24 protein-coding genes and 1 riboswitch are annotated in these 23885 nt (G+C 65.1%); of the genes, 13 read left to right on the top strand and 11 right to left on the bottom strand.

Annotated elements, in window-relative coordinates; translation table 11 throughout:
• Positions 1–209: hypothetical protein (locus Q8R73_RS21530; RefSeq protein WP_305721564.1), on the bottom strand; the 209-nt coding region annotated here is incomplete at its 3' end.
• Here Q8R73_RS21530 and Q8R73_RS21525 point away from each other — a divergent pair.
• The 8 genes from Q8R73_RS21525 (at position 208) to Q8R73_RS21490 (ending at position 6550) form a co-directional block, all read left to right on the top strand.
• Complete coding sequence (locus Q8R73_RS21525; RefSeq protein WP_305721563.1) at positions 208–408, top strand: hypothetical protein; 201 nt, start codon at positions 208–210, stop codon at positions 406–408. The genes Q8R73_RS21530 and Q8R73_RS21525 overlap by 2 nt on opposite strands.
• Before the next feature lie 254 nt (positions 409–662).
• A complete protein-coding gene (locus Q8R73_RS21520) occupies positions 663–1364 on the top strand; it encodes a cytochrome c biogenesis CcdA family protein (RefSeq protein ID WP_305721562.1) in 702 nt (233 codons plus the stop codon).
• A gap of 30 nt (positions 1365–1394) precedes the next feature.
• Positions 1395–1961: a thioredoxin family protein gene (locus tag Q8R73_RS21515; RefSeq protein WP_305721561.1), complete on the top strand. Its 567-nt coding sequence runs from the start codon at positions 1395–1397 to the stop codon at positions 1959–1961.
• A 130-nt stretch (positions 1962–2091) separates the two neighbouring features.
• Positions 2092–3501, top strand: a complete 1410-nt coding sequence (locus tag Q8R73_RS21510; protein WP_305721560.1) for a cytochrome ubiquinol oxidase subunit I — start codon at positions 2092–2094, stop codon at positions 3499–3501.
• Positions 3498–4511 (top strand): cytochrome d ubiquinol oxidase subunit II, encoded by a 1014-nt coding sequence (gene cydB / locus Q8R73_RS21505; protein WP_305721559.1) that lies wholly within the window; start codon positions 3498–3500, stop codon positions 4509–4511. Before Q8R73_RS21510 ends, cydB begins: the two co-directional genes overlap by 4 nt.
• A complete protein-coding gene (locus tag Q8R73_RS21500; protein WP_305721558.1) occupies positions 4508–4639 on the top strand; it encodes a DUF2474 domain-containing protein in 132 nt (43 codons plus the stop codon). The genes cydB and Q8R73_RS21500 overlap by 4 nt, the downstream gene beginning before the upstream one ends.
• Before the next feature lie 221 nt (positions 4640–4860).
• Positions 4861–5454, top strand: coding sequence for a L,D-transpeptidase (locus Q8R73_RS21495; protein ID WP_305721557.1), 594 nt, complete (start codon positions 4861–4863; stop codon positions 5452–5454).
• 55 nt (positions 5455–5509) lie between these two features.
• Positions 5510–6550, top strand: a complete 1041-nt coding sequence (locus Q8R73_RS21490) for an amino acid ABC transporter substrate-binding protein (RefSeq protein WP_305721556.1) — start codon at positions 5510–5512, stop codon at positions 6548–6550.
• Between the two features lie 260 nt (positions 6551–6810).
• Here the strand turns inward: Q8R73_RS21490 and Q8R73_RS21485 are convergent, their stop codons facing one another.
• Both Q8R73_RS21485 and Q8R73_RS21480 read right to left on the bottom strand, forming a co-directional pair.
• A complete protein-coding gene (locus Q8R73_RS21485; protein WP_305721555.1) occupies positions 6811–7950 on the bottom strand; it encodes an acyl-CoA dehydrogenase family protein in 1140 nt (379 codons plus the stop codon).
• 126 nt (positions 7951–8076) lie between these two features.
• Positions 8077–9261 carry an acyl-CoA dehydrogenase family protein gene (locus Q8R73_RS21480; protein WP_305721554.1) on the bottom strand — a complete coding sequence of 395 codons (1185 nt, stop codon included), beginning with the start codon at positions 9259–9261 and terminating at the stop codon, positions 8077–8079.
• A 168-nt stretch (positions 9262–9429) separates the two neighbouring features.
• Between Q8R73_RS21480 and Q8R73_RS21475 the strand changes: the two genes are divergently transcribed.
• Both Q8R73_RS21475 and Q8R73_RS21470 read left to right on the top strand, forming a co-directional pair.
• A complete protein-coding gene (locus Q8R73_RS21475) occupies positions 9430–9975 on the top strand; it encodes a carboxymuconolactone decarboxylase family protein (RefSeq protein ID WP_305721553.1) in 546 nt (181 codons plus the stop codon).
• A gap of 54 nt (positions 9976–10029) precedes the next feature.
• A complete protein-coding gene (locus tag Q8R73_RS21470) occupies positions 10030–10524 on the top strand; it encodes a VOC family protein (RefSeq protein WP_305721552.1) in 495 nt (164 codons plus the stop codon).
• An 83-nt stretch (positions 10525–10607) separates the two neighbouring features.
• Here Q8R73_RS21470 and Q8R73_RS21465 read toward each other — a convergent pair whose 3' ends face one another.
• The 3 genes from Q8R73_RS21465 to Q8R73_RS21455 all read right to left on the bottom strand — a co-directional run bounded on the left by Q8R73_RS21465 (position 10608) and on the right by Q8R73_RS21455 (position 13660).
• Positions 10608–11858, bottom strand: coding sequence for an MFS transporter (locus tag Q8R73_RS21465; protein ID WP_305721551.1), 1251 nt, complete (start codon positions 11856–11858; stop codon positions 10608–10610).
• Positions 11859–12030: 172 nt separating this feature from the next.
• Positions 12031–12393: a nuclear transport factor 2 family protein gene (locus tag Q8R73_RS21460; protein WP_305721550.1), complete on the bottom strand. Its 363-nt coding sequence runs from the start codon at positions 12391–12393 to the stop codon at positions 12031–12033.
• A gap of 25 nt (positions 12394–12418) precedes the next feature.
• Complete coding sequence (locus Q8R73_RS21455; protein ID WP_305721549.1) at positions 12419–13660, bottom strand: MFS transporter; 1242 nt, start codon at positions 13658–13660, stop codon at positions 12419–12421.
• Positions 13661–13874: 214 nt separating this feature from the next.
• On the opposite strand from Q8R73_RS21455, the gene Q8R73_RS21450 reads away from it, so the two are divergent.
• Positions 13875–15941 (top strand): prolyl oligopeptidase family protein, encoded by a 2067-nt coding sequence (locus tag Q8R73_RS21450; protein ID WP_305721548.1) that lies wholly within the window; start codon positions 13875–13877, stop codon positions 15939–15941.
• 11 nt (positions 15942–15952) lie between these two features.
• Here the strand turns inward: Q8R73_RS21450 and Q8R73_RS21445 are convergent, their stop codons facing one another.
• Positions 15953–16660: a DUF938 domain-containing protein gene (locus Q8R73_RS21445; RefSeq protein ID WP_305721547.1), complete on the bottom strand. Its 708-nt coding sequence runs from the start codon at positions 16658–16660 to the stop codon at positions 15953–15955.
• A 109-nt stretch (positions 16661–16769) separates the two neighbouring features.
• Positions 16770–17063 (bottom strand): helix-turn-helix transcriptional regulator, encoded by a 294-nt coding sequence (locus tag Q8R73_RS21440; protein WP_305721565.1) that lies wholly within the window; start codon positions 17061–17063, stop codon positions 16770–16772.
• A gap of 209 nt (positions 17064–17272) precedes the next feature.
• On the opposite strand from Q8R73_RS21440, the gene Q8R73_RS21435 reads away from it, so the two are divergent.
• Entirely contained in the window at positions 17273–18313 is a 1041-nt protein-coding gene (locus tag Q8R73_RS21435) for an MBL fold metallo-hydrolase (RefSeq protein ID WP_305721546.1), read from the top strand.
• Between the two features lie 175 nt (positions 18314–18488).
• Here Q8R73_RS21435 and Q8R73_RS21430 read toward each other — a convergent pair whose 3' ends face one another.
• From Q8R73_RS21430 to Q8R73_RS21420, 3 genes are read right to left on the bottom strand one after another with little or no spacing between them, the layout of a single operon-like run.
• Entirely contained in the window at positions 18489–19319 is an 831-nt protein-coding gene (locus Q8R73_RS21430; protein ID WP_305721545.1) for an ABC transporter substrate-binding protein, read from the bottom strand.
• Complete coding sequence (locus Q8R73_RS21425; RefSeq protein ID WP_305721544.1) at positions 19319–20095, bottom strand: ABC transporter ATP-binding protein; 777 nt, start codon at positions 20093–20095, stop codon at positions 19319–19321. The genes Q8R73_RS21430 and Q8R73_RS21425 overlap by 1 nt, the downstream gene beginning before the upstream one ends.
• Positions 20092–21135 carry an iron ABC transporter permease gene (locus Q8R73_RS21420; RefSeq protein ID WP_305721543.1) on the bottom strand — a complete coding sequence of 348 codons (1044 nt, stop codon included), beginning with the start codon at positions 21133–21135 and terminating at the stop codon, positions 20092–20094. The genes Q8R73_RS21425 and Q8R73_RS21420 overlap by 4 nt, the downstream gene beginning before the upstream one ends.
• Before the next feature lie 146 nt (positions 21136–21281).
• Positions 21282–21483: riboswitch (cobalamin riboswitch) on the top strand.
• A gap of 111 nt (positions 21484–21594) precedes the next feature.
• Between Q8R73_RS21420 and Q8R73_RS21415 the strand changes: the two genes are divergently transcribed.
• Positions 21595–23835, top strand: coding sequence for a TonB-dependent receptor (locus Q8R73_RS21415; RefSeq protein ID WP_305721542.1), 2241 nt, complete (start codon positions 21595–21597; stop codon positions 23833–23835).
• Positions 23836–23885: the final 50 nt, after the last annotated feature.

Here is a 23885-nt window from a genome sequence, read left to right as displayed (position 1 = left end):
GGGCGCCGGCGTCGACAGCCTCGCGGCATAAAATCGAGTAATTTCAACTGGTTGAAAGGACAATAGGGACGAAAAACCGGCTTTGTGACGACGGAAGAGATTACCTCCGACGAAACAATTGAAACAATCCACGACATCACCCGGAAAATTTCTTCCCCTATACCCGCAATCATCAACGCAACGCCAACGCCGAACAGGAGAACGAACATGCTGAAGCCTTCCTTCCGCTTCTTCATTATCCCGCTCGGCGCGGTCTGCACCCTGGCCTCGCTCTCCGCCCAGAACACCGCGCCCCGCGCCGAGCGCGGCACCGGAACGATGCTGGTCCGCGAGCAAGTGGTCGATTGCAGCACCAGGAATCCCTCGGAGGTCTGCGTGATCTCCTACGACAGCGAGACCACCCGCTGAATTCAGGTTTCCAACGACCAAGCCTTCTACCTGCCAAGTTACCTCCAACGACCCGGACGGGATGCCCCCTCCGGGTCGCTCTGTTTTTGGCAGGCGCTGACGGCGCCGGGAGCGGAGCCGCCGATTTCCTCACCAACACGTGACGCCGCCCCGGCGTCGCCGGTGTAACGCCGCGGCCCGCCAGCCCGAAGGACGATCGAGATCTCTCGCGTGGCCACACGGCACGGTCGGGATCATCCGACAGGTCCCGTTCGATGCTCAACCTCGTTCTCGCATTGCTCGCCGGGGTCGTCACCGTCGCAGCTCCCTGCACGCTGCCGATGCTGCCGATCCTGCTGGGCGCTTCGGTCGGCCAGACCGGCAAGCTGCGCCCGGCGATGATCGCGGCAGGTTTTGTCATGTCGTTTTCCGCCACCGCGCTGGCGCTCAGCGCTGTTACCCGCATCTTCGACTTCGACCCCAACAACCTGCGCACCGCCGCGACTGTGCTGCTGCTCGGCTTCGGGCTGCTGATGATCTGGCCCAGGCCGTACGAATGGCTGTCGGTCCGGCTCAACGGGATGATCGGGTCCGGTCACGCCGGCAGCTTCGCGGCGCATCAGGGCAATCTCGGTGGATTCCTGCTGGGCACCACGCTTGGCCTGGTCTGGACGCCCTGCGCCGGTCCGGTGCTGGGTTCGATCCTGACGGTGGTCGCAACCTCCCCGGACACCGCATGGGCGAGCGTGCTGCTGGTGGTCTACGCGATTGGCGCCGCGATTCCGATGCTGGCGATCGCCTATGGCGGCCAAGCCGTCACGACCCGGGTCCGCAGCATCGCGGCGATCTCCCCCCGGCTGCAGCAGGGGTTCGGCGCCATCGTGATCGCCTTCGCGGTGGCCTCCTGGTTTCAATATGACACGCTGATCGTGGCGTGGCTGACCGGATTTTATCCGAACGGCCAGCTCGGCCTCTAACCCCCGGATCCACCCCGAACGGAGCTTTCCATGACCAAACGTTTCCTCGCCGCGACCGCTTCCGTGTTCGCCCTCGCCCTGATCGGCGCCGTCAGCCTCGGCATCGGCGGCGGGGTCGCGCGCGACACGATCGCACCGATTGCCGTCGCCGCGGCGCAAGGCCCGGCGCCTGAATTCACCGGCATCGGCAACTGGTTCAATTCGGCGCCGCTCAAGCTCGCGGACCTTCGCGGCAAGGTGGTGCTAGTGAATTTCTGGACCTATGGCTGCGTCAACTGCATCAATGCGCTGCCGCACGTCGTCGCGCTCAATGCAAAATACAAAGACCGCGGCCTCGTCGTGGTCGGCATCCATACACCGGAGTTCCCGTTCGAGCGATCGGGTTCCAACGTGCAGGCCGCGCTGAAACGGCACGGCATCACCTATCCAGTGGCACAGGATAATGATTTCAGGACCTGGAACGCCTGGCGCAACCAGTATTGGCCGGCCCAGTACATCATCGACCAGAACGGCAGGATCGTGTTCCAGCACGCCGGCGAAGGCCAGTACGATCAGATCGACCGCACCGTGGCGCGGCTGCTCGACGCGAACGGCTGAGCGAATCGGCAAAACGCGCGGCGCATGCAAGGGCGCCGCGCGGGAACCTGCCAATCGTTCGTTCGTGATTTCCCTGCTCCGGTCGGCGTGATATCCAGACGGCACGATCCAACCTTGACGGATGGTGCCGATGTTCGAAGGCTGGGATGCCGTGGTGCTGGCGCGGGCGCAGTTCGCCTTCACGATGTCGTTTCACATCATTTTTCCGGCCTTCTCGATCGGGCTTGCCAGCTACCTCGCGGTGCTGGAGGCGCTCTGGCTCTGGACCGGGCGTGAAGTCTTCATCAACCTGTTCAATTACTGGCTGAAGATCTTCGCGGTCGCATTCGGCATGGGCGTGGTGTCGGGCATCGTGATGTCCTACCAGTTCGGCACCAACTGGTCGGTGTTTTCCGACAAGGCCGGCCCGGTGATCGGGCCCCTGATGGCCTACGAGGTGCTGACCGCCTTCTTTCTCGAGGCGGGTTTTCTCGGCGTCATGCTGTTCGGCCTCGATCGCGTCGGCCCCCGGCTGCATTTCCTCGCGACCCTGATGGTGGCGATCGGCACGCTGATCTCCACGTTCTGGATCCTGTCGGCCAATTCCTGGATGCAGACGCCGGCCGGCTACGGCATCAATGCCGAAGGCCAGTTCATCGCCGTCGACTGGTTCAAGGTGATTTTCAATCCGTCGTTTCCCTATCGCCTCGTGCACATGGTGCTGGCGGCGTATCTGACCACCGCTCTGGTGGTCGGGGCCGTCGCTGCGTTTCACCTGCTGCGCGACCCGCATCTCGCGGGCCCTCGCGTGATGTTTTCGATGGCGATGTGGATGGCGACCCTGGTGGCGCCGCTGCAGATTTTCGCCGGCGACCAGCACGGCCTCAACACGCTGGAGCACCAGCCGGTGAAGATCATGGCGATGGAAGGCCATTTCGACAGCCACAACGACGGCGCGCCGCTGATCCTGTTCGGCTGGCCCGACCAGGCCGCCGGCAAGGTGAAATATGCCGTCGAAATCCCGAAGCTGGGCTCACTGATCCTGAAACATTCACTCGATGCGCCGATGGCCGGCCTCGACACCGTGCCGCGCGAAAACTGGCCGCCGGTGGCCATCACCTTCTGGTCGTTCCGGATCATGGTCGGCATGGGCCTGTTGATGCTGGGGCTCGGCCTGCTCAGCCTGTGGGCGCGCTGGCGCGGCACGCTCTATCATTCGCGGTTGATGCTGATGTCGGCGATCGCGATGGCGCCTTCGGGCTTCATCGCCGTGCTGGCGGGCTGGATCACCACCGAGACCGGGCGTCAGCCGTTCACGGTCTACGGGCTGTTGCGGACGGCTGATTCCGCCTCGCCGCTGGCGGCTCCGGCAGTCGCCTCGTCGCTGATCGCCTTCATCATCGTGTATTTCCTGGTGTTCGGCGCCGGTGTGATCTACATGCTCCGCTTGATGGCGGCGCCGCCGCATCAAGGTGAACAGGGACCGAGCGGCGATAAGCCGGCGCGCGCCGCCGGCATCACGCCTGCCGCCGGAGCAGCCGCGCGGGGGACCGCCGCATGACCGCCGCCATCGATATCGCCACGGTCTGGGCGTTCATCATCGCCTTTGCGGTCTTCGTCTATGTGGTCATGGACGGGTTCGACCTCGGCCTCGGCATTCTGTTTCCATTGTTTCCCAGGAAGGCCGATCGCGACGTCATCATGAACAGCGTCGCGCCGGTGTGGGACGGCAACGAAACCTGGCTGGTGCTCGGCGGCGGCGGCCTGATGGCGGCGTTTCCGCTGGCCTATGCGGTGCTGATGCCGGCGCTGTACACCCCCATGATCGCGATGCTGATCGGCTTGGTGTTTCGCGGCGTCGCCTTCGAATTCCGCTGGCGGACCAGACCCAGCGAGCGCAATCGCTGGGATATCCCGTTTTTTGCCGGCTCGCTGGTGGCGGCGCTGGCGCAGGGCGTCGCGCTCGGCGCCATCCTGCAGGGCGTGCAGGTAGAGGGCCGGCAATATGCCGGCGGCTGGTGGGACTGGCTGACGCCGTTCAGCATGCTGACCGGGGTCGCGGTGGTGGTCGGCTACGCGCTGCTGGGCGCGACCTGGCTGGTCATGAAGACCGAGGGCGAGCTGCGCGACAAGGCCTATCACCTGAGCTGGTTTCTGCTGTTTGCGATGATCGGCGCCATCGGCGCGGTCAGCCTCGCCACGCCGTTCCTGCACATCCAGTATACCGAGCGGTGGTTCTCCTGGCCGGGCATCGCCCTGACCGCGCCGGTGCCGGTCGCGGTCGCCATCGTCACCGTGCTGCTGCTGCGCAGCCTCGCCCGCAAACGGGATTATCAGCCGTTCTTGCTGACCCTGACGCTGTTCGCGCTGTCCTATGCCGGGCTCGGCATCAGCATGTGGCCCTATATCGTGCCGCAGAGCATCACCATCTGGCAGGCGGCCTCGCCGGAGAACAGCCAGGTCTTCATGCTGTTCGGCGTGGCCGTGCTGATCCCGCTGATTCTCGGCTATACCGGCTGGGCCTATTGGGTGTTCCGCGGCAAGGTAAAGCCCGGGAGCGGCTATCATTGACGCCGCCAGAGCCCAATCCGCGGCCGCTGGCGCGGCGCCTGCTGTGGTTCGCGGCGCTTTGGCTCGCCGGGGTCGGCGCCGTCACCCTGCTCTCCTATGGTTTGAGGCTGTGGATCGCACCGAAATAAGGCGGTCCGGCCGAGGCTCGGCGCCGCCCGCTTCGACCCGAACCAAAATATCGAAAACAACCCCATGCAATGAACACCGGGCGCCCGCAGGGATGCTTTCCCCGCGAAAAACCGGGACCACCACACATATGGGGGCCGGCCTGCCTCAAACTTGCCATCAAGTTGCCACTGAGATTTGATGGTTCCATCATTGGCGAATGCGCCACCGGGAGAGCTCTGCAATGACGAAATTTCGCCACCTGATCTGGACCCTGGCCGCCGCGGCCGGACTGCTCCTTGCGGCCTCGCCGGGCTTTGCGCAAAAACCCGATGTCGGCGACGAGCCCGGCCTTATCGCCGATGACAATGTGGAACTGGACCCGCAATTCAGGCGCACGGCGGTGCTGTACCGCACCTCGGAGCCGCCGGGCACCATCATCATCTCCACGAAAGACCGTCATCTCTATCTGGTCCAGGGCGGCGGCCGCGCGCTGCGCGATGGCATCGGCGTCGGCCGCGAAGGCTTCCAGTGGCAGGGACTGTTGAACGTCACCCGCAAGGCGGAGTGGCCGGACTGGACCCCGCCGCCGGAGATGATTGTTCGCCAGCCCTATCTGCCGCGTTTCATGGCCGGCGGACCCGGCAATCCGCTCGGCGCCCGCGCGATGTATCTCGGCACCACGGTCTACCGCATCCACGGCACCAACCGGCCGGATACCATCGGCACCGCCGTTTCTTCCGGCTGCTTCCGGCTGGTCAACGCCGACGTCGCCGACCTCTACGAGCGTGTCCCGGTCGGTACCAAGGTGATCGTGCGGCAGAAGCCCCAATTGTAGACCGCAGCGGTTCGTTTCACGGCCGTCCCGTTTCCCTGACATTGGCGAGAAAATGATGTTTCGTACATTCCGAGGCGGCCTCCTGATTGGAATGGCGGCCGCGATCGCGATCGCGGCTATTGCCATCACCTATGAGCGTTACGACACCAAGACCCTGAAGCGGACCATCCGGCGCGGTGAGGTGCTGTGCGGCGTCAACAAGGGCTTGCCGGGCTTCGCGATTCCGGACGACAAGGGCAACTGGACCGGTTTCGACGTCGACTTCTGCCGCGCGGTAGCGGCAGCGATCTTCGACGATCCGAAGAAGATCAAGTTCATCCCGCTCGACGCCAGCGAGCGCTTCAAGGAGTTGCAGAGCCGCAAGGTCGATATCCTCGCCCGCAACACGACCTGGAGCATGTCGCGCGAGACGTCCAACGCGCTGTATTTCCCGGCCGTCGCCTATTATGACGGCGGAGGCTTCATGCTGCCCGCGACCCGCAAGATCGACTCGGCGCTGGAACTCGACGGCAGCAAGGTCTGCGTACAGGCCTCGACCACGACGCAGCTCAACCTCGCCGACTATTTTCGCGCCAATAACATGAAATACACGGAGATGAAGTTCGACAAGTTCGACGACGTCTTCAAGGCCTACAATTCCGGCCAGTGCGACACCTTCACCGCCGACATTTCACAGCTCTACGCGCTGCGGCTCAACCTCGGCAAACCCGGCGACCACGTCATCCTGCCCGACGTCATTTCGAAGGAGCCGCTGGCACCCGTGGTGCGGCAGCGCGACGACGACTGGATGATGATCGTGAAGTGGACCCTGTACGCGATGATAAACGCCGAAGAGCTCGGCATCGACTCCAAGAACATCGACGAGGCGCTGAAGTCGACAAAACCCGACGTGATGCGGCTGGTTGGGACCGAAGGCGCCTATGGCGAGGAACTCGGGCTCCCCAGGGACTGGGCGGCGCGCATCATCCGCCACGTCGGCAATTACGGCGAAGTCTATGAGCGCAACGTCGGCGAGGGATCGAAACTCAAGATTCCGCGCGGCCTCAACCAGCTCTGGAGCGCCGGCGGCATCCAGTACGCCCCGCCGATCCGGTGACGAACGATTGGCCGCGGTGCCGCTATACATACAACTGTCGTCGCCCGGCTTGACCGGGCGATCCAGTATTCCCGAGACGATAATGATCAATCGATAGACCTCGGAGTACTGGGTCGCCCGGTCAAGCCGGGCGATGACGACCTGTTGTGATGCGCCTGCAGCCCTCGTCATTGCGAGGAGCCCTTAAGATGAAGCAATCCATGTCCCAGCGCAAAGAAAGATGGATTGCTTCACTTCGCTCGCAATGACGTGGATAGAGTTCAATAGCTCTTCATCCGCGCCAATTGATCGGCGTGGAAGTTGCTGTCGCCGAACAATTCCTGGCAGACCCGCGCGCGTTTCATGAAGAAGCCGATGTCGAACTGGTCGGTCATGCCCATGCCGCCGTGCATCTGCACGCCTTCCTGCACCGCCAGCGTCGCGGTGGTGCCGGCGCGCGCCTTGGCAACGGCCACCGCCGCGGCGGCCTTGTCGAAATCGCCGTCCAGCGTCTGCAGCGCCTTCAGCACCGCGGCGCGGGTGATCTCGATGTCGACATAGAGCTGGGCGGCGCGGTGCTGCAGCGCCTGGAACTCGCCGATCAGTTTGCCGAACTGCTTGCGCTCCTTCAGATAGGTGACGGTGCGGCCGAACACTTCCTCGCTCAGCCCGACCATCTCGGAAGCCACCGCGGCGCGGCCGATATTGAGCACGCCGTCCAGCAGGGCGAACCCTTGATCGACCTCGCCGAGCACGCCGTCGGCATCGACCTCGGCATTGTCGAACACGATTCTTGCGGCGTTGTGCGCATCCACCATTGCGGTACGCTCGATCGCGATGCCTTTGGTTCCGGGATCGACCAGGAACAGCGTCAGCCCGTCGCGCTCGCCAGCCGAGCCCGCGCTGCGCGCCGCCACGATCAACAGATCAGCCGTGTGGCCGTCGACCACAAAGGCCTTGTCACCCGAGAGCCTGAATCCGTTGCCGGAACGCACCGCCCGCAGTCTGGTCATCAGCGGACGATGTTTGGTGCCTTCGTCAACCGCGAGCGCGGCCAGCAGCGAACCGTCCGATATTTTCGGCAGGTACTGCGACTTCTGCGCGTCGCTGCCGCCGCGCGACAGCGCCGACGCCGCCAGCACCGATGTCGCCAGATAGGGCGATGGCATCAAGGTGCGGCCGATTTCCTCCAACACGATGCCGGCCTCGACGCAGCCGAGCCCGCTGCCGCCGAACGCTTCCGGCACCAGCAGGCCGCAAAATCCCATCTCGGCAAAGGCTTTCCACAATTCGCGGGAGAATCCCGTCGCGTCTGCGGCATCGCGCAGCTGCCGCAAATGCGACACCGGCGCCTTGTCGCCGATAAAGCCCCGCGCGCTGTCGCGCAGCATCGATTGTTCTTCGTTGAGGACGAGTGCCATGAGAGGGATTCCGGTTTGGAGATGTCTGTTGGGATCGTCATTCCGGGATGGTCCGAAGGACCAGACCCGGAATCTCGAGATTCCGGGTTCGCGTCTTCGACGCGCCCCGGAATGACGGGTGCGCTGCTACGCCCCCGGCAAATCCAGAATACGCTTGGCCACGATGCCGAGCATCACTTCCGAGGTGCCGCCCTCGATCGAGTTGGCCTTGGTGCGCAGCCAGGCGCGCGGCCGGGCGCCGCCCCTGGAGCGCTCGCTTTCCCATTCCAGCGCATCGATGCCGCCGGCCGACATCAGGATCTCGTGGCGGCGCTTGTTCAGTTCGGTGCCGTAATATTTCATCGCCGAGGAAAACGCCGGATGCGCCTGGCCTGCCTTGGCGAGATCGACCGCGCGCTCGGCGGCGGCGGATAGCGCCGCTTCGTCGATCTCGAACGTCGAGATCTGGCCGCGCAGCATCGGATCCCCGAGCCGGCCCTGCTCGTCGCTGCCGACCGAATCGGCGGCGACCTGGCCGAGCGGCCGGCCGACGCCGCGCTCGCCCATGCCCGAGATCATCGCGCGTTCGTGCTGGAGCAGATACTTGGCAACGTCCCAGCCGCGGTTGACGGTGCCGACGACATGGGACTTCGGCACACGGACGTTGTCGAAGAAGGTTTCGCAGAACGGCGAATAGCCCGATATCAGCAGGATCGGCTTGGTCGAAACGCCCTTCGAGGCCATGTCGAACAGGATGAAGCTGATGCCGTCATGCTTCTTTGCCGACGCATCGGTGCGCACCAGGCAAAAAATCCAGTCGGCGTAGTTGGCATAGGAGGTCCAGATCTTCTGGCCGGTGATGACGTAATCGTCGCCGTCGCTCTCGGCGCGGGTCTGCAGGGAGGCAAGGTCCGAGCCGGCATTGGGTTCGGAGTAGCCCTGGCACCAGCGAATCAATCCGGCGGCTATCTTCGGCAGATGCTCCTTCTTCTGCGCCTCGGTGCCGTATTTCAGCAGCGCCGGCCCGAGCATCCAGATGCCGAAGCTCGACAGCGGCGAACGGGCGCCCATCGCAGCCATCTCCTCGCGCAGCACCTTGTGCTCGCCGGCATCGAGGCCGCCACCGCCATATTCCCGCGGCCAATCCGGCACGGTCCAGCCCTTGTCGCGCATCCGCTCGAACCAGATGCGCTGCGGCTCGGAAGAGAATTTGGCGTTGCGACCGCCCCAGAACGTGTCTCCTTCTGACGTCATCGGCTTGCGCATTTCCGGCGGACAATTGGCCTGCAGCCAGGCCCGGGTCTCGCTGCGGAATTTTTCCAGATCGGACATGATGGCGTTTCCATTTTGCGATGCTGGATCGACCTTAGCCGTCGTATCGCGGAATTCAATATATCTCTATATCTCTGGCGCACCGGATCATGGTGCGGAATATGATAGGACTGAACGGTCCGGCGTCGCGGGCGCCGCAACGATTGAAAAAAGCAAAGGGAATCCAAGATGCGGCTGAAGTTGCTTTCGCCTGGCGAAATGAACGCGGACCAGAAACAGACCTACGACGAGTCGATCGCCGGCAAGCGCGGCGCCCCGCCGGCGCCGATGATGGCCTGGCTCAACAGTCCCGAAATGGCAAGGCACGCGACCCGGCTCGGCGAAGTGATCCGCTACAACACGTCTTTTCCGGCCAGGCTTTCGGAAATCGCGATCCTGGTCACGGCCCGCCACTGGACCTCGCACTATGAATGGTGGGCCCACAAGCGGCTGGCACTGAAAGGCGGCATGGAGCTGAAGACTATCGAAGACATCCGCGACCGCCGCACGCCTGTCTTCGACGATCCCAAGGGGCAGATGATCTACGACGTCGCAAGATCGCTGCATGAAGGCCACGGCGTCTCCGGGCCGCTCTACCAGGAGGCGGTGAAATTGCTGGGAGAGCGCGGCGTCGTCGAAATCATCGGGCTGTGCGGCTATTACACGCTGGTGGCGATGACGCTGAACACGTTCGAGTTCGAGCTGCCGGAGGGGGAAGTCTCGGAGCTTGCGTAGCCGATACTCGCTGCATAGATCGTGGCGAGGCGATCGCAGCGGAACGGAGAGAGCATGCCCGACAATCCCCCCATCATAGCCGGCACGCGGATCGGACATGTTCATCTCAAGGTCGCCGACCTCGATCGCGCGCTGGGGTTTTATTGCGGCGTGCTCGGCTTTCACGTGACGCAGCGGCTGAGTTCGGGCGCGGCATTCATCGCGGCCGGCGGCTATCACCACCACATCGGGCTCAACACCTGGGAAAGCAGGGGCGGCCATCCGCCGCCGCCGGGCACCACCGGCCTGTTTCACACCGCGATCCTGTATCCGACCCGGCCTGCGCTGGCCGACGCCCTGCATCGGCTGATCGCGGCCGGCATTGTGCTTGACGGCGCCAGCGACCACGGCGTCAGCGAGGCGCTGTATTTGCGCGATCCGGACGAGAACGGCGTCGAACTGTATTGGGACCGGCCGGAGGCGGATTGGCCGCGCAAGGAGGACGGATCGCTGGCGATGTTCACGAAACGGCTGGATCTGGAGGAGTTGCTGCGGCAGAGGGGGATTTGATCCCTTGTCGTCGCCCGGCTTGACCGGGCGATCCAGTCCGCCGCGGTGTCTCGGATGATATCACACGACTCTGGAATACTGGATCACCCGGTCAAGCCGGGTGACGACACCTTCGTGGTCCCGCGAATCATGATCAGGACCGCCGCCACCAGTTCCAGGCCGATGCACATGTAGAACGGCAGCGAATAGCTCCCCGAAACATCGCGCAGCAGGCCGATGACGCCGGGGCCGAACGCATAGGTCACCTGGTTGATCGCGGTGATCAGGCTGATCAGGACGCCGAACGAACGCGGGTCGAATTCGCGCTGCACGATCAGCGCCGGCAGCGTGATCAGATTGCCCACCGAGAGGCCGAACAGCGCGCAGGCCGCAATCAGCGCGATGTCGTTCTGCAGATTGATGATGACGAGCAGCGCCGCGGCCTGGCTGACGAACGAGATCGCGGAGGCCAGCCGCTGGTTGAGCCGGTCGATCACGAAGGAGAACGCCACCCGGCCGACCACCGCCATCGCGGTCATCAATGCGACCGCAAACGCTGCTTGCTCGCGGCCCACCACCGAATCCAGGAACGTGATCAGGTGGACGATGAAGCCGACCTGCGCGAACAGCACCAGCGCGAAAGAGGCCGAGATCGAGAGAAAGCCGATGTCGCGGAACGCCTGCGCCCGCACCCGCGTCGCCGACGGCGCATGCGCCGGCAATGCAGCAACCGCGGCGCTCGGATGCAGCGGCGGCCGTCCGACGAATATCAGGATGACCGGGACCATCACCAGCACCATCGCGATCCCGGCCGCGATCATGGCGTTTGCAAAGCCGAAATATCCGATCGCCCCCACCAGCAGCGGCACGCCGATGATGCCGCCGAAACTGGCGCCGTTCAGCGCCAGGCTGATCGCCATGCCGCGCTTCCTGTCGAACCAGAGACCGAGCGTGTTGGTGATGATGCCGAGGCTGGTGCCGGCCCAGCCGAACGCCAGCAGCGCATTGGCGGCATAGAGCTGCCATGGCTCGCTGACCCGGCCGATCAGCGCGGCGGCCCCCGCCATCGTGAAGACGCCGGCCAGCAGGCAGTTGCGCGGGCCGATCGACTTGATCGCCTCGCTGACGAAGACCACCAGCAGCGCGCCGAACAGATAGAATATCGTGGTGCCGCCCGAGATCAGCGAGGTGGGCCAGCCGTGCAGCCGATGCAGCTCGGCGACATAGACGCTCTGGCCATAAAAGCCGAGGCCCCAGCCGAAGGTCGCCACCAGGAAGCAGACCACGACGATGCGCCAGCCTTCATAGCGGGCGGAGGTTTCGTCGATTGCGGCGTTGTTGGTGTGATCAGGCAAGTTGGGCTTCTCTCTCGGATCGTCATGCCCGGGCTTGACCCGGGCATCCACGACTTTCTTTCGAGCGGCAGCCAAAGACGTGGATGGCCGGGTCAAGCCCGGCCATGACGACCTACCTAACAGGTCACGACGTCAAACGCTTCGACCACCGACGAAGTGTCAGCAGTTGTCATCAGGTCTTCGGTTTCGGCGGATCGTAGAAGAACCGCTCGCGGAAAATCCTGTCGCCGCGCCATTCCTGCAGCGCGACCTCGTCGATCCGGGCCGTCCTGCCGGAAAGGTAGGTGAAGTCGAAGATCCAGTTGATGGCGACGCGGTCGCCTTCGAGGATCGAGGTCACGCAGGTCGAAACGACGGTCTTGACCCGTTCCAGCGTGGCGCGCTCCTGCGCCACCAGCAGGTCGCGGCCGACGCGCGGCGGCGCGGCGTTCTCCTGCATGCTGGCATCCTCGGTGTAATAGCGCTCGATGGCGCCGGCATGATCGCCGGATACGACGACCGCGATGAACTCATCGAGACGGGCTCGCGACGGCATCACATCCCCCACGCTTGAGCAGCAATCACATACCCGGATCGGGAAATTCCGGCACGGCCCGCCTCGCCCGCCGTCTCGCGAAGGACGCGAAAGCGAGCACCGCGAGCCCCAGCAGCACCGGCGGGAACACCACCATGTTGACCGCGGACCAGCCGTAATTCGCTAAAAGTTGACCCGACGAGAACGAACCCACCGCCATCATCCCGAACACCAGGAAATCGTTGAAGGCCTGCACCTTGTTGCGCTCCTGCGGCCGGTGCGTCTCCAGCACCAGCGCGGAGGCGCCGATGAAGCTCAGGTTCCAGCCGACCCCGATCACGATCAGCGTGGCCCAGAAATGCATCGCGGTGATCCCGGACAGACCGATCGCAGCCCCGGCGGCTTCCAGCGCCAGCCCGACCGCGACGATTTTCGGGGCGCCGAAGCGGGCGATCAGCGAGCCCGTGAAGAAGCTCGGTCCGTACATCGCCACGATATGCCATTGAATGCCGAAATTGGAATCGCTGACGCTGAGCCCGCACATCTGCATCGCCAGCGGCGCCGAGGTCATCACCAGATTCATCATGGGATAGGAGACGATGCCGCAAAACGCGGCGGCGATGAAGCGCGGCTGCCGCGCGATCTCGAACAGCGGCCGGCCGCCATGCAGATCCGCCGGCGCCGGCTTCGGCGCATCGACCCCGACCAGCACCGCCATCGCGACCAGCGCGACCACGGCCTGCATCAGGAAGCTGAAGGCGAACAGATAGGGCGGCCAGACGTCCATGGTCCATTGCACGAGCTGCGGGCCGAGCACGCCAGCGAACACGCCGCCGGCCATCACCCACGACACCGCCTTGGGACGGAACGCGGCGCTGGCGCCGTCGGCGGCGGCGAAGCGGTAGGATTGCGACACCGCGCCATAGAGGCCGCCGAGAAACGTCGCGACGCAGAACAGCACGAACGAGCCGCGCAGGATGGCGTAGGCGCCGAGCAGGCCGGTCAGCATGCCGCAACCGGTGCCGATGATGAAGGCGGTGCGGCGGCCATAGGCGCGCGAGATCGCACCGGTCGGCAAGGTGCCGGCGGCCAGGCCCACCACATACATCGACAGCGGCACGGTTGCGAGCGAGAGGTCCGGCGCCAGCGTCGCGCCGACGATCGAGCCGGTGGCGAAAATGACGGCCGAATTCGCGCCGGTCAGCGCCTGCGCCGCCGCCAGCCGCGCCACATTGGATCTCGCGCGGGCGTCACCCGCGATCTCGTCGGCTGCAGTCACGTCGATCATTTGCTGTTTTCTGCCCGGATGCGGCCCGAAGCATTCGGCTGCATTGATTCCCGACACTATGGCGGCAAGCCCCTGCCCGATCAACCGACGCAAACGGGCGCGCGCCATGCAGGCCGCGCACATTGGACAGCACACGCGCAGCCGCGTAAGTCAACCATCCGCCCCTGATGCCGGATCCCGGGGTGCCCGGCAGGCGCCCCAAGGAGTTCAAACGATGTCCATCGACGACAGGCCGACGATCGCCGCCCCCGACGACGATCCGTATCTGTGGCTGGAGGAGATCGAGGGCGAACGCGCGCTGGCCTTCGTCGAACAACAGAACGCCCTGACGCTGCGAAAGTTCGGCGACGCCGGATTTGCCGGGGATCGCGACGCGCTGGCCGACATCCTGGACCGGCCGGACAACATTCCCTTCGTCAGCCGGCGCGGCGGCTTCGTCTACAATCTCTGGAAGGATGCGAACAATCCGCGCGGCCTGTGGCGGCGAACCACGCTGGCTGAATTTCGCAAGCCGGACCCGGCCTGGGAAACCATCCTGGATGTCGACAGGTTGGCGGCCGACGAAAACGAGGACTGGCTGTTTGCCGGGGCGCAGGCGCTGCCGGGAAGCAGCGCGCGGATCGTGAGCCTGTCGCGCGGCGGCAGCGACGCTGCCACGCTGCGCGAATTCGACATCGACGCCAAGGCCTTTGTCAGCGGCGGCTTCATGCTGCCGGAGGCCAAGGGCGGCGTGGAGTGGATCGATGCCGATACGCTGTTGCTGTCGAGCGCCTATGGCGAGGGCATGGCGACCGCCTCCGGCTACGCCCGAACCGTCAGGCTTTGGCGGCGCGGCACCGACGTCGGCCAGGCGCCGGTGCTGTTCGAGACCAGGCCCGAACACATGGTCGCCTATGCCAGCATCGACCGCACCGGCGCGGCACCACGCATGTGGTTCATCGAACAGCTCGATTTCTTCAATCACCATCTGTGGCTCGGCGACGAGAATGGCGCGCGGACGAAACTCGATCTTCCGACCGACGCCGAGGTGGAATTTCATGGCGACTGGCTCGCGGTGAAGCCGCGCAAGCCGTGGACGGCGGGAACGCTGACCTACGCACCCGACACCGTGCTCGGAATGTCGCTGTCGCAATTCCTGGCGGGAGAACGCGATTTCCGGATTCTGTGCGAGGCGGGACCGCGCCGCGCGGTACAGAACTTCTTCTGGGCCGGCGGCCGGCTGGTGATCTCCATTCTCGACGAGTTGCGGCCGGTGTTCGAAGTCTGGACGCCCGCGGCCGATGGCTGGACCCCCGGCAAACTGGCGGGATTGCCCGAGATCGGCGTCGCCGACGTCTGGCGGCTGGATGCCGACGAAGCCGAAAGCAACGGCGACCTGCTCGCCAACGTCCAGGATCCGGTCACGCCGGCCTCGCTGATGCTGATCGAGGGCGTCGCTGCTCCCGCGGTGCTGAAGCGGGCGCCGCGCACCTTCTCGGCGGAAGGACTCGCGGTCACGCAGCACGAGGCGATCTCGATCGACGGCGAGCGCATTCCCTATGTCCAGACCGGACCGGCGAGCGAGACCGGCGAGGCGCCGGTGCACCTCAACGCCTATGGCGGTTTCGGCATCTCGGTGAAACCCTATTACCAGTCCGCGATCGGCAAGCTGTGGCTCGAACAGGGTGGCACCAGCGTCATCGCCAATATCCGCGGCGGCGGCGAGTTCGGAACCCGCTGGCACGACGCCGGCCGCTATGCCGGCAAGCGGCTGGCGCATGATGATTTTGCCGCGGTCGCCGCCGACCTGGTGCGGCGCGGCGTCACCCGGCCCGACCGGATCGCAGCGGAGGGCGGATCGAACGGCGGCATCCTGATCACCAACATGCTGACGCGCTATCCCGAGCGCTTCGGCGCGCTGTTCTGCACGATTCCGCTGATCGACATGCGCCGCTACACCAAACTGCTGGCCGGCGCGAGCTGGATCGCGGAGTACGGCGATCCCGACAAACCCGGGGAATGGGCCTGGCTGCAGACCTATTCGGCCTATCACACCGCGGTGCCCGGCCAGAACTATCCGCCGATCCTGATCGCCACCACGAAACGGGACGACCGCGTCCATCCCGGCCACGCCCGCAAGATGACGGCGAAGTTGCAGGCGATGGGATATGAAGCGTATCTCTACGAGCCCGCCGCGGGGGGCCACGGCTACGGCAAGGACAACAAGGAACGCGCCGCGTTCACCGCGCTGGGTTATGCATTTTTGAAGAACACGATCGGCTGGCGGGAGAACCAGGCGTAGGTCCATCAACGTCACATGTGGACGGGCGATGGCGAGCCCGGCCGGGCCTGCTCCGCGCGCTCGAACACCAGCACCAGATTATTGGCCGGCATTTCGGCGACCTCGGTCAGCGCCAGCCCGACATGGCCCGCCAGCTTCTCCAGGTCCTGGATCTCGCGCACGCCCCATTCGGGGTCGCGGTGGCGCAGGCTGGTGTCGAACACGGCGTTGCTGAGCGCGGTGTGCCGGCCGTCGCGCTTGAACGGGCCGTAGAGCAGCAGCTGCCCGTCGGCGCGCAGATAACGCGCGGCGCCCGCGAACAGGCCCTCGGCCACGCGCCATGGCGCGATGTGAATCACATTGGCGCAGAACACCGCCAGCAAGGGTGCGACGCTGCCGTCACGCAGTTCGGGACACCATGCCGGATCCGAGAGATCGATCCGCAGCGGCGGACGGATATTTGCCAGGCCCGCATGCGCCCGCCACGCCGCGATGCTCTTCAGATGCGCGTCGTGGAGGTCGCTCGGCCACCAAACGATGCCGGGAAAGTGCCGCGCGAAATCCACCACATGCTGGCCGGTGCCGCTGCCGGCCTCGACCACATCGCCGGATTTGCCAGCGAGAACACGCTGGAGCACCGCGCGGATCGCCTGATGGTTGCGGTGGAAAGGCGGCGCATCGAGGCGCCCATCCGGTTCGACCCGCCCGTCCCTGCCAAACTCCACGACATATTCAGTCATATCGATTTCGCGCCCGGCCCGTTGCCATCGAGCCTTAACAGCTTTGAGCCGGGATTGCTCCGGTTCCGGCAGGAATCCGGCTGACATTGTCGCGAGTGGCGCCGCCTCTTTAGATCAAGTTCCCGCAATAGATGTCCTTCAGTGTCTGCAGCACGCGCAGCGCCTTCCTGTCGGCGATACTGTAATGCAGCGTCTGCGCGGTCCGGCGGAACGTCACCAGTCCGTCGGCGCGCAAGCGCGCCAGGTGCTGCGACAGCGCGGACTGGCTGAGTTTCACCACCCCGACCAGTTCGCCCACCGTCATTTCGCCGCGCGCGGCGAGAAAGCAGAGGATCAAAAGCCGCTTTTCGTTGCCGAGCAATTTCAGGAGTTGCGCCGCCTCGCCGGCCTGCTTGGCCAGCATCTTCAAGGAAGCGGCATCCGCCGCGCCGAGGCCGGCGGATTTGTTCCTTGCGGTTGTCGCAACTGCTCTCATGGCCCGATGTCCCGAACAATTTTAGCCTGCGCCGGCGCCGGCGTTGACATCACATTAGCGCAGCTTACATGCTTTAGCATTGACTAATTTAAAGAGCGCCGATAGGGCTGGAATCATAACGCTGGAGACGAGCGGCCATGATCTTTCGACAATTGTTCGACAGCGTTTCCGGAACCTACAGCTATCTGCTGGCCAGCCGCGCCGGCGGCGAGGCGCTGATCCTCGATCCCGTGCTGGAAAAGGTCGACCGTTACTGCCAGTTGCTGCGCGAGCTCGACCTGCGGCTGGTCAAGGCGGTCGATACCCATCTGCACGCCGACCACGTCACCGGACTGGGCGAGCTGCGCGACCGCACCCACTGCGTCACCATCATGGGCGAGCAGAGCAAGGCCGACGTGGTGGCGATGCGGGTCGCTGAGGGCGACAAGGTGACGATCGAGGGGCTCAGCCTCGACGTCATGTACACGCCCGGCCATACCGACGATTCCTACAGCTATCTGATGGGCGACCGTGTCTTCACCGGCGACACGCTCTTGATCCGCGGCACCGGCCGCACCGATTTCCAGAACGGCAGCGCGCGGGCGCAGTATGATTCGATCTTCAACCGGCTGCTCAAGCTGCCGGACGAGACCATGGTTTTTCCGGCCCATGACTACAAGGGCGATACCGTCTCCACCATCGGCGAGGAGAGGCGTTTCAATCCGCGGCTGCAGGTGCGCTCGGTCGATGAATATGTCGAGCTGATGGCCAATCTGAAATTGCCCAACCCGAAGATGATGGACGTCGCGGTGCCGGCCAACATGCAGGTCGGCCTGCATCAGGACGATCTCGCCAGGCAGGGACAAGCGCTCACCGCGCGCGAGGGCATCGAGAGCCTCGGCCGGCCCGATATCCTGCTGGTCGATCTTCGCGAAGCCGGCGAACGCGCCAGGCACGGCACGCTGCCGGGCGCGCTGCACGCGCCCTATCCCGCGATCGCCGATGCCCTGAAACCCGGCGGCATGCTGCGCGAGGTGGCCGCGGCAACCGGCCGGCGCATCGTGTTCTTCTGCGCCTTCGGCGAGCGCTCGGCGATGGCGGTGGCCGCCGCCGGGGAGGCCGGTCTCTCCAACACCGCGCACATCGCGGGCGGCATGGATGCCTGGAAGAAGGCGGGCGGGCCGGTGGCGACGGGGTAGATTAAGCGCCGGCGGCCCCGCCAATGACGGCGCCCACCTCTCCCATGGGGAGAGGTCGCGAGCACTTGCGAGCGGGTGATGGGCTTCGTTCTATCGTTTGAGCGTAACCCCTCACCCGACGCTTCGCGTCGACCTCTCCCCATGGGAGAGGTGAAGACTGAAATCGCCGCGCAAATTACTTCCCCACCCGCGCGAGCTCCTGCACCAGCACGTCGAGCGCTTCGGCCAGCATGACGCCGCCGCATTCGGTCAGCCGCTCGGGAATCACGATGCGCTTGTCCGCCGGATAGAACCGCTCCAGCGCCGGATGCAGCAGAAAAGCCTGGCCGTCATCGCCCGCGAAATCGCCGGCCTGCGACACCAGCAGCAGATCGGGTCTGGCGCTGACGATCGCCTCCAGCGAGGCGAATCCGCCTGACGCCAGGCCGAGATCGCCGGCGGCGTTGAACAGCCCGGTTTCGGCCAGCAGCGAACCGACGAAACTGTCGCTGCCCGCCACCCAGCCGCGCCGCGAAAGCGGCAGCACGCGGGGGCGCCTGTCGGCGACGGCCCGGCGCGCGCGCCCCAGCGCGGCGTCGAGCCTTTCGATCTCGCGCGCCGCGCGGTCGGGATGTCCGACGATGTCGCCGAGTTCGCGGATCTGGTCCTTCACTTCGATCAGGTTCCTTGGCACCGCGAATTCAGCGAGGCTCAGCCCGTTGGCTTTCAGCAATTCCCGGGTCGCGCGCTTGTCGAACGCGCTGGCCACCACGATGTCGGGCTTCAGCACCAGCACATCCTCGGCGCCGCCCGACAGCGTCGGATAGCGCCTGACATCGCCGGTCACCCAGGCATCCCTGGAAAACCGGCTGAGACCGAGAATCTGTTCGGGATCGGCCAGCGTCAGCAGCACCTGGTCAGTGCAGACGTTCATCGAGACGATGCGCGGCAGCGGCGCCGCGGAGACGGGCTGCACCGCGCAGGCCGCAACGGCGAACGCCGTCGCGCAAGTGCGCAGCCGGCGCATCAGATTTCCGCCCACGGCACGATCACCGCTGAGCGCTCGAACTCCGCGCGAAAAACGCTGACCCGGAACACCTCCGCCATCACCTGCTCCGACAGCGCCGCGGCCGGTGCGCCCTGCGCCACGAGACGGCCTTCGGAAAGAACCAGAACGGTATCGGCAAAGCGCGCGGCGAGGCCGAGATCGTGCGTCACCACGATCACCAGTACCCCCTGATCGGCGGCGGCGCGCAGGCTCTTGATGACATCGAGCTGATAGCGCGGATCGAGCGAGGCGGTCGGCTCGTCCGCCAGGATGACCGGCGCTTCCACCGCGAGCACGCGGGCCAGCGCCACGCGGCTGCGCTCGCCGCCGGAGAGTTCGGTGACGCGGCGATCGGCAAACGCCACGACATCGGTGGCCCGCATCGCCCGCAGCACCGCGTCGCAATCCTTCTGCGACATTCGCGCCGGATCGGTCGCGCCATGCGGGTAGCGCCCGAGCGCCACGATATCGCGCGCCGCCAGCGGCCAGTGCACGATGTGGCCCTGCGGCAGATAGGCAAAACGCCGCGCCCGTTCGCGCAGCGACAGCGACGACAGCGCCTCGCCGCCGACATGGATGGCGCCATCAGAAGGCTGCAACCCGGCGAGTGCGCGCAACAGCGTGGTCTTGCCGGCGCCGTTGGGCCCGACCAGCGCGACCAGATGCCCCGAGGAAAGCGAGAGCGAGATATCCTTCAACACGGCGCGGCCGGCCAGTTCGACGTTGAGACCCTGTGCGGTGAGCAAGGCGATCATGCCACGCCCCCGCCGAGCGCGCGGCGTTCCCGCCTGATCAGATAGAGGAAGAATGGCACGCCGATGATCGAGGTCAGCACGCCGACCTTGATGTCGCTGGTCGAGGGAATGATTCGTACCGCAATGTCGGCCGCCAGCAGCAGTGCGGCACCCGCGAGCGCGCTCGGCACCAGCAGGCGCGCCGGATCGTGGCCGATCAGGGGCCGCATCAGATGCGGCGCCACCAGGCCGATGAACCCGATGGTGCCGGTTACCGCGACCGCGCCGCCAACGCCGAGCGCTGTCCCTGCGATCACCACCAGCCGGGCCCGGCCGACATCGACGCCGAGGCTCTGCGCGGTCTCCTCGCCGAGGCTGAGCGCGCGGAACGCGTTGCGCTGGCTCCACAGAATGACCGCGCCCGCCGCGATGAACGGCAGCGCCAGCACGACGTGGCGAAAGCTGCGGTCCTCCAGCGAGCCGAGCAGCCAGAAAGCGATTTCCAGCACCACGAATGGATTGCTGGAAAGATTCATCACCAGGGCGGTGGCGGCGCCGGCCAGGCTGGAGATCGCAAGGCCCGCGAGAATGAGAATCAGCAATCCCGCATTTCGGCCGGCGATCGCCAGCAACACGAACACCGAAGCAAAGGCCATCGCGATGGCTGCGACCGGCAGCGCCCAGGAGCGCACGTCGGCAAGCCCGAGCGCGATCACCAGCACCGCGCCGAACGCGGCCGATTGCGGCGCGCCGAACAGCGACGGCGACGCCAGCGGATTGCGCAGCAGCCCCTGCAGCGCCGCCCCCGACAGCCCGAGGATGGCGCCGATCGCAAAGCCCAGAATGGTGCGCGGCAGCCGGATCTCGCGCACGATCACCTGCGCCACATCGCTGCCGCCGCCGAACAGGGCTTCCATCACGGTCAGCGGCGACAGCCGCACCGGGCCCGTCCCGAGCGAGATCAGCGCCAGCAACAGCACCAGCGCGACCAGCGCCGTCGTCACGCCGAGGCGTCGCCCTGCCCCGATATCCGCGCTCAAAACCACGTCCCCGGCGTTCATCGATGCCCCTTCAATCACTCGATCACCTGCGCCGTGCTGATACATGATTTCGGTTCGGGCAACAGGCTCATGCGGCAAAAATGGCGCACTCGTCCTGTGCGGAGACGGACATTCCCTCGAGGGATTGACTTCGCATTCGACAAACTTCTACCATAATCCCCGACGGTTCCCCTGCCTGGGGATCAAAAGGGAATGCGGTGCGGGGAAACTTCCCCAATGCCGCGGCTGCCCCCGCAACTGTAAGCGGCGAATCCTTCGCCATATGCCACTGGGAATCTCGGTCCTGGGAAGGCGACGAAGGGTAACGACCCGCGAGCCAGGAGACCTGCCGTCAGCCGTGGTCACACGCGAAGATGTCGGTCGGGGAGTACAGACATTAGCTTCACCAGTGGTGCGCGAGCACCGTGGTGAGACTTGGTTCGCTGTGACGTGCCACTGACGTCATACCGAGGTTGAACCATGTCTGCCACCTTCGCCACAGCCGCGCAGCGGCGTCGAACGCGTTTGCTTGCCACCACTTTCCTTGCACCCGTTCTGTGTTTCGGTGTTCCAGCCGCCGAAGCGCAGCAGATCGCCCAGGCGCTGCCGCCGATCGAGATCACCTCGCCCGACGAAAACCGCACCCGTGCAAAACCAAAAATCGATCAGGAAACGGCTTCGCGCCACGTGGTGCCGAGCGCGGCAACCACCAGCCGGCCGAACGCGGCGCCCTCAGGCGGCGCGGCAACCGGCGCAACCGCCGTTCGTCAGTTCAGCGGCATCGTCGGCGCATCTACGTCGGTGATCACCGCGGAGGATATCGCGCGTTCCCCGGCGCAAACCTTGCAGGAGATCATCGCGCAGACGCCCGGCGTGCAGCTGACCAGCCTGTATGGCGGCGTCAACGGCGCCAAGACCAGCGTCGACATCAGGGGATTCGGCGCGTTCGCGACCTCCAACACCCTGGTGCTGATCAACGGCCGCAGGCTCAACGACATCGACATGGCCGGAGTCGATTTCTCGACCATTCCGCGCGATTCGATCGAGCGCATCGAAATCAGCCGCGGCAACAGCGGCGCGGTGCTGTACGGCGACAATGCGGTCGGCGGCGTCATCAACATCGTGCTGAAGAACGGCGTCGGCGGCCCGCCGGTCAAGATGCGCGCCGAAGGCGGCGTCGGCTCTTTCAATACGCGCATGGCCTCGATTTCGGCAGCGACCAATTACGGACCGTGGTCGACGTCGTTCTACGGCAACGGCATCAAATCCGACGGTTACCGCGTCAACAATGCGCTCGACCAGCGCAACGGCGTCGGCAATCTCAATTACACCACGGCCGGCCTCACCGCGTTCGTGACCCTGTCCGGCGACGACCAGAAGCTGGGCTTTCCCGGCGGCCGCCTGGTCGATCCCTCGATCGGTCTTGACGAACTCACCACCAACCGCCGCGGCGCCGCCACGCCGCTCGACTACGGCAACCAGCAGGGCGCCAGCGTCACCGCCGGCTTCACCAAGACCCTGATGAACGGCGTCGACCTGATCGTCGATGGCGGGGTGCGGGACAAGAAGCAGCAGGCCGGGTTTTTCAGTGCCTTTGGCAACAGCTATGTCGACAGCCAACTGCAGACATGGTCGATCACACCGCGTCTCAGCATCAGGAACCTGATGTTCGGGATGCCCTCGTCGCTCCTGACGGGGATCGACTATTACGACGCGACCTTCCACCAGGAACGCCCGACGGACAGGGGCACGCCGCCGATCCATACCTACGACCTGCAACAGCAGACGCTCGCCGGTTACTTTCAACAGACCATCGGATTGTTGCCGACGACCGATTTCTCGCATGGCGCGCGGATTCAGAACACGACCTTGCGCGCGAGGGATATTCTCAACGATCCGCCGAACTGCGCCATGTTCTTCACCTGCGGCGCTCAGGCCCTTCCGCTGGACAGCAGCGAAACCCAGCATGCGTTGCATGTCGGCATCGAACATCGGTTCAACGACATGTTTTCGGTGTTCGGCCGGGCCGCCCGCGCGTTCCGCACCCCGAATGTCGACGAACGTCTTTCTTCGGGCCCCTCCTTCGATGCCTTCTTCAACCCCATCCCCGGCAACTTCCAGCTGAAGACCCAGACCTCGCACGACATCGAAGGCGGCTTCCGCGTCAGGTCGGGCGGCTTCCAGATGCAGACGAGCATCTACAACATGAACATCGAGAACGAGATCCATTTCATCCCGGCATTGTTCTACAACATCAATCTCGACCCTACCCGCCGCTACGGTTCCGAGACCAGCGCCTCGCTTAGGCTCAGCGACAGCGTGACGCTGCGCGGCGGCGGAGCCTATACCCGCGCGGTGTTTCGCGAGGGCGAGTTTGCCGGCAATGACGTTCCCCTGGTGTCCCGCTACACCGCCAACGGCGGCGTGACCTGGAACGTCTGGCAGAAATATCTGGTGGCGGATGCGACGGTGCGGGCCTGGAGCGAGCGCTTCATGGACAACGACCAAGCCAACACCCAGCGCCGGATTCCGGCCAATGCCACGATCGATGTCAAGCTGAGCGGCGAATACGGCCACTTCTTCTGGTCGATCAGCGCCAACAACCTGCTCAACGCGCTGTATTACGACTACGCGGTCGCAAGCAGCTTCACCGCCGGCCGCTTCAGCGCCTATCCGCTGGCGGGCCGGACCTACATGGTGAAGGCCGGCGCGACGTTCTGAACCGCGACATCGAGCCGGTCCCCGCCCGAACCGGCTTGTCCTGACCGCAC

This window comes from Bradyrhizobium sp. (genome assembly GCF_030697065.1).
Taxonomy (GTDB): domain Bacteria; phylum Pseudomonadota; class Alphaproteobacteria; order Rhizobiales; family Xanthobacteraceae; genus Bradyrhizobium.
This window is presented reverse-complemented; position numbering and strand designations above follow the sequence as displayed.

Coding starts and splice junctions, on each gene's coding strand:
- Q8R73_RS21490 (WP_305721556.1), top strand. CDS start 5,510: ATGTTTCGTACATTCCGAGGCGGCCTCCTGATTGGAATGGCGGCCGCG.
- Q8R73_RS21420 (WP_305721543.1), bottom strand. CDS start 21,135: ATGAACGCCGGGGACGTGGTTTTGAGCGCGGATATCGGGGCAGGGCGA.
- Q8R73_RS21460 (WP_305721550.1), bottom strand. CDS start 12,393: ATGCCGTCGCGAGCCCGTCTCGATGAGTTCATCGCGGTCGTCGTATCC.
- Q8R73_RS21445 (WP_305721547.1), bottom strand. CDS start 16,660: ATGACTGAATATGTCGTGGAGTTTGGCAGGGACGGGCGGGTCGAACCG.
- Q8R73_RS21475 (WP_305721553.1), top strand. CDS start 9,430: ATGCGGCTGAAGTTGCTTTCGCCTGGCGAAATGAACGCGGACCAGAAA.
- Q8R73_RS21425 (WP_305721544.1), bottom strand. CDS start 20,095: ATGATCGCCTTGCTCACCGCACAGGGTCTCAACGTCGAACTGGCCGGC.
- Q8R73_RS21430 (WP_305721545.1), bottom strand. CDS start 19,319: ATGCGCCGGCTGCGCACTTGCGCGACGGCGTTCGCCGTTGCGGCCTGC.
- Q8R73_RS21470 (WP_305721552.1), top strand. CDS start 10,030: ATGCCCGACAATCCCCCCATCATAGCCGGCACGCGGATCGGACATGTT.
- Q8R73_RS21510 (WP_305721560.1), top strand. CDS start 2,092: ATGTTCGAAGGCTGGGATGCCGTGGTGCTGGCGCGGGCGCAGTTCGCC.
- Q8R73_RS21415 (WP_305721542.1), top strand. CDS start 21,595: ATGTCTGCCACCTTCGCCACAGCCGCGCAGCGGCGTCGAACGCGTTTG.
- Q8R73_RS21450 (WP_305721548.1), top strand. CDS start 13,875: ATGTCCATCGACGACAGGCCGACGATCGCCGCCCCCGACGACGATCCG.
- Q8R73_RS21485 (WP_305721555.1), bottom strand. CDS start 7,950: ATGGCACTCGTCCTCAACGAAGAACAATCGATGCTGCGCGACAGCGCG.
- Q8R73_RS21520 (WP_305721562.1), top strand. CDS start 663: ATGCTCAACCTCGTTCTCGCATTGCTCGCCGGGGTCGTCACCGTCGCA.
- Q8R73_RS21495 (WP_305721557.1), top strand. CDS start 4,861: ATGACGAAATTTCGCCACCTGATCTGGACCCTGGCCGCCGCGGCCGGA.
- Q8R73_RS21515 (WP_305721561.1), top strand. CDS start 1,395: ATGACCAAACGTTTCCTCGCCGCGACCGCTTCCGTGTTCGCCCTCGCC.
- Q8R73_RS21480 (WP_305721554.1), bottom strand. CDS start 9,261: ATGTCCGATCTGGAAAAATTCCGCAGCGAGACCCGGGCCTGGCTGCAG.
- Q8R73_RS21435 (WP_305721546.1), top strand. CDS start 17,273: ATGATCTTTCGACAATTGTTCGACAGCGTTTCCGGAACCTACAGCTAT.
- Q8R73_RS21525 (WP_305721563.1), top strand. CDS start 208: ATGCTGAAGCCTTCCTTCCGCTTCTTCATTATCCCGCTCGGCGCGGTC.
- Q8R73_RS21455 (WP_305721549.1), bottom strand. CDS start 13,660: ATGATCGACGTGACTGCAGCCGACGAGATCGCGGGTGACGCCCGCGCG.
- Q8R73_RS21440 (WP_305721565.1), bottom strand. CDS start 17,063: ATGCTGGCCAAGCAGGCCGGCGAGGCGGCGCAACTCCTGAAATTGCTC.
- cydB (WP_305721559.1), top strand. CDS start 3,498: ATGACCGCCGCCATCGATATCGCCACGGTCTGGGCGTTCATCATCGCC.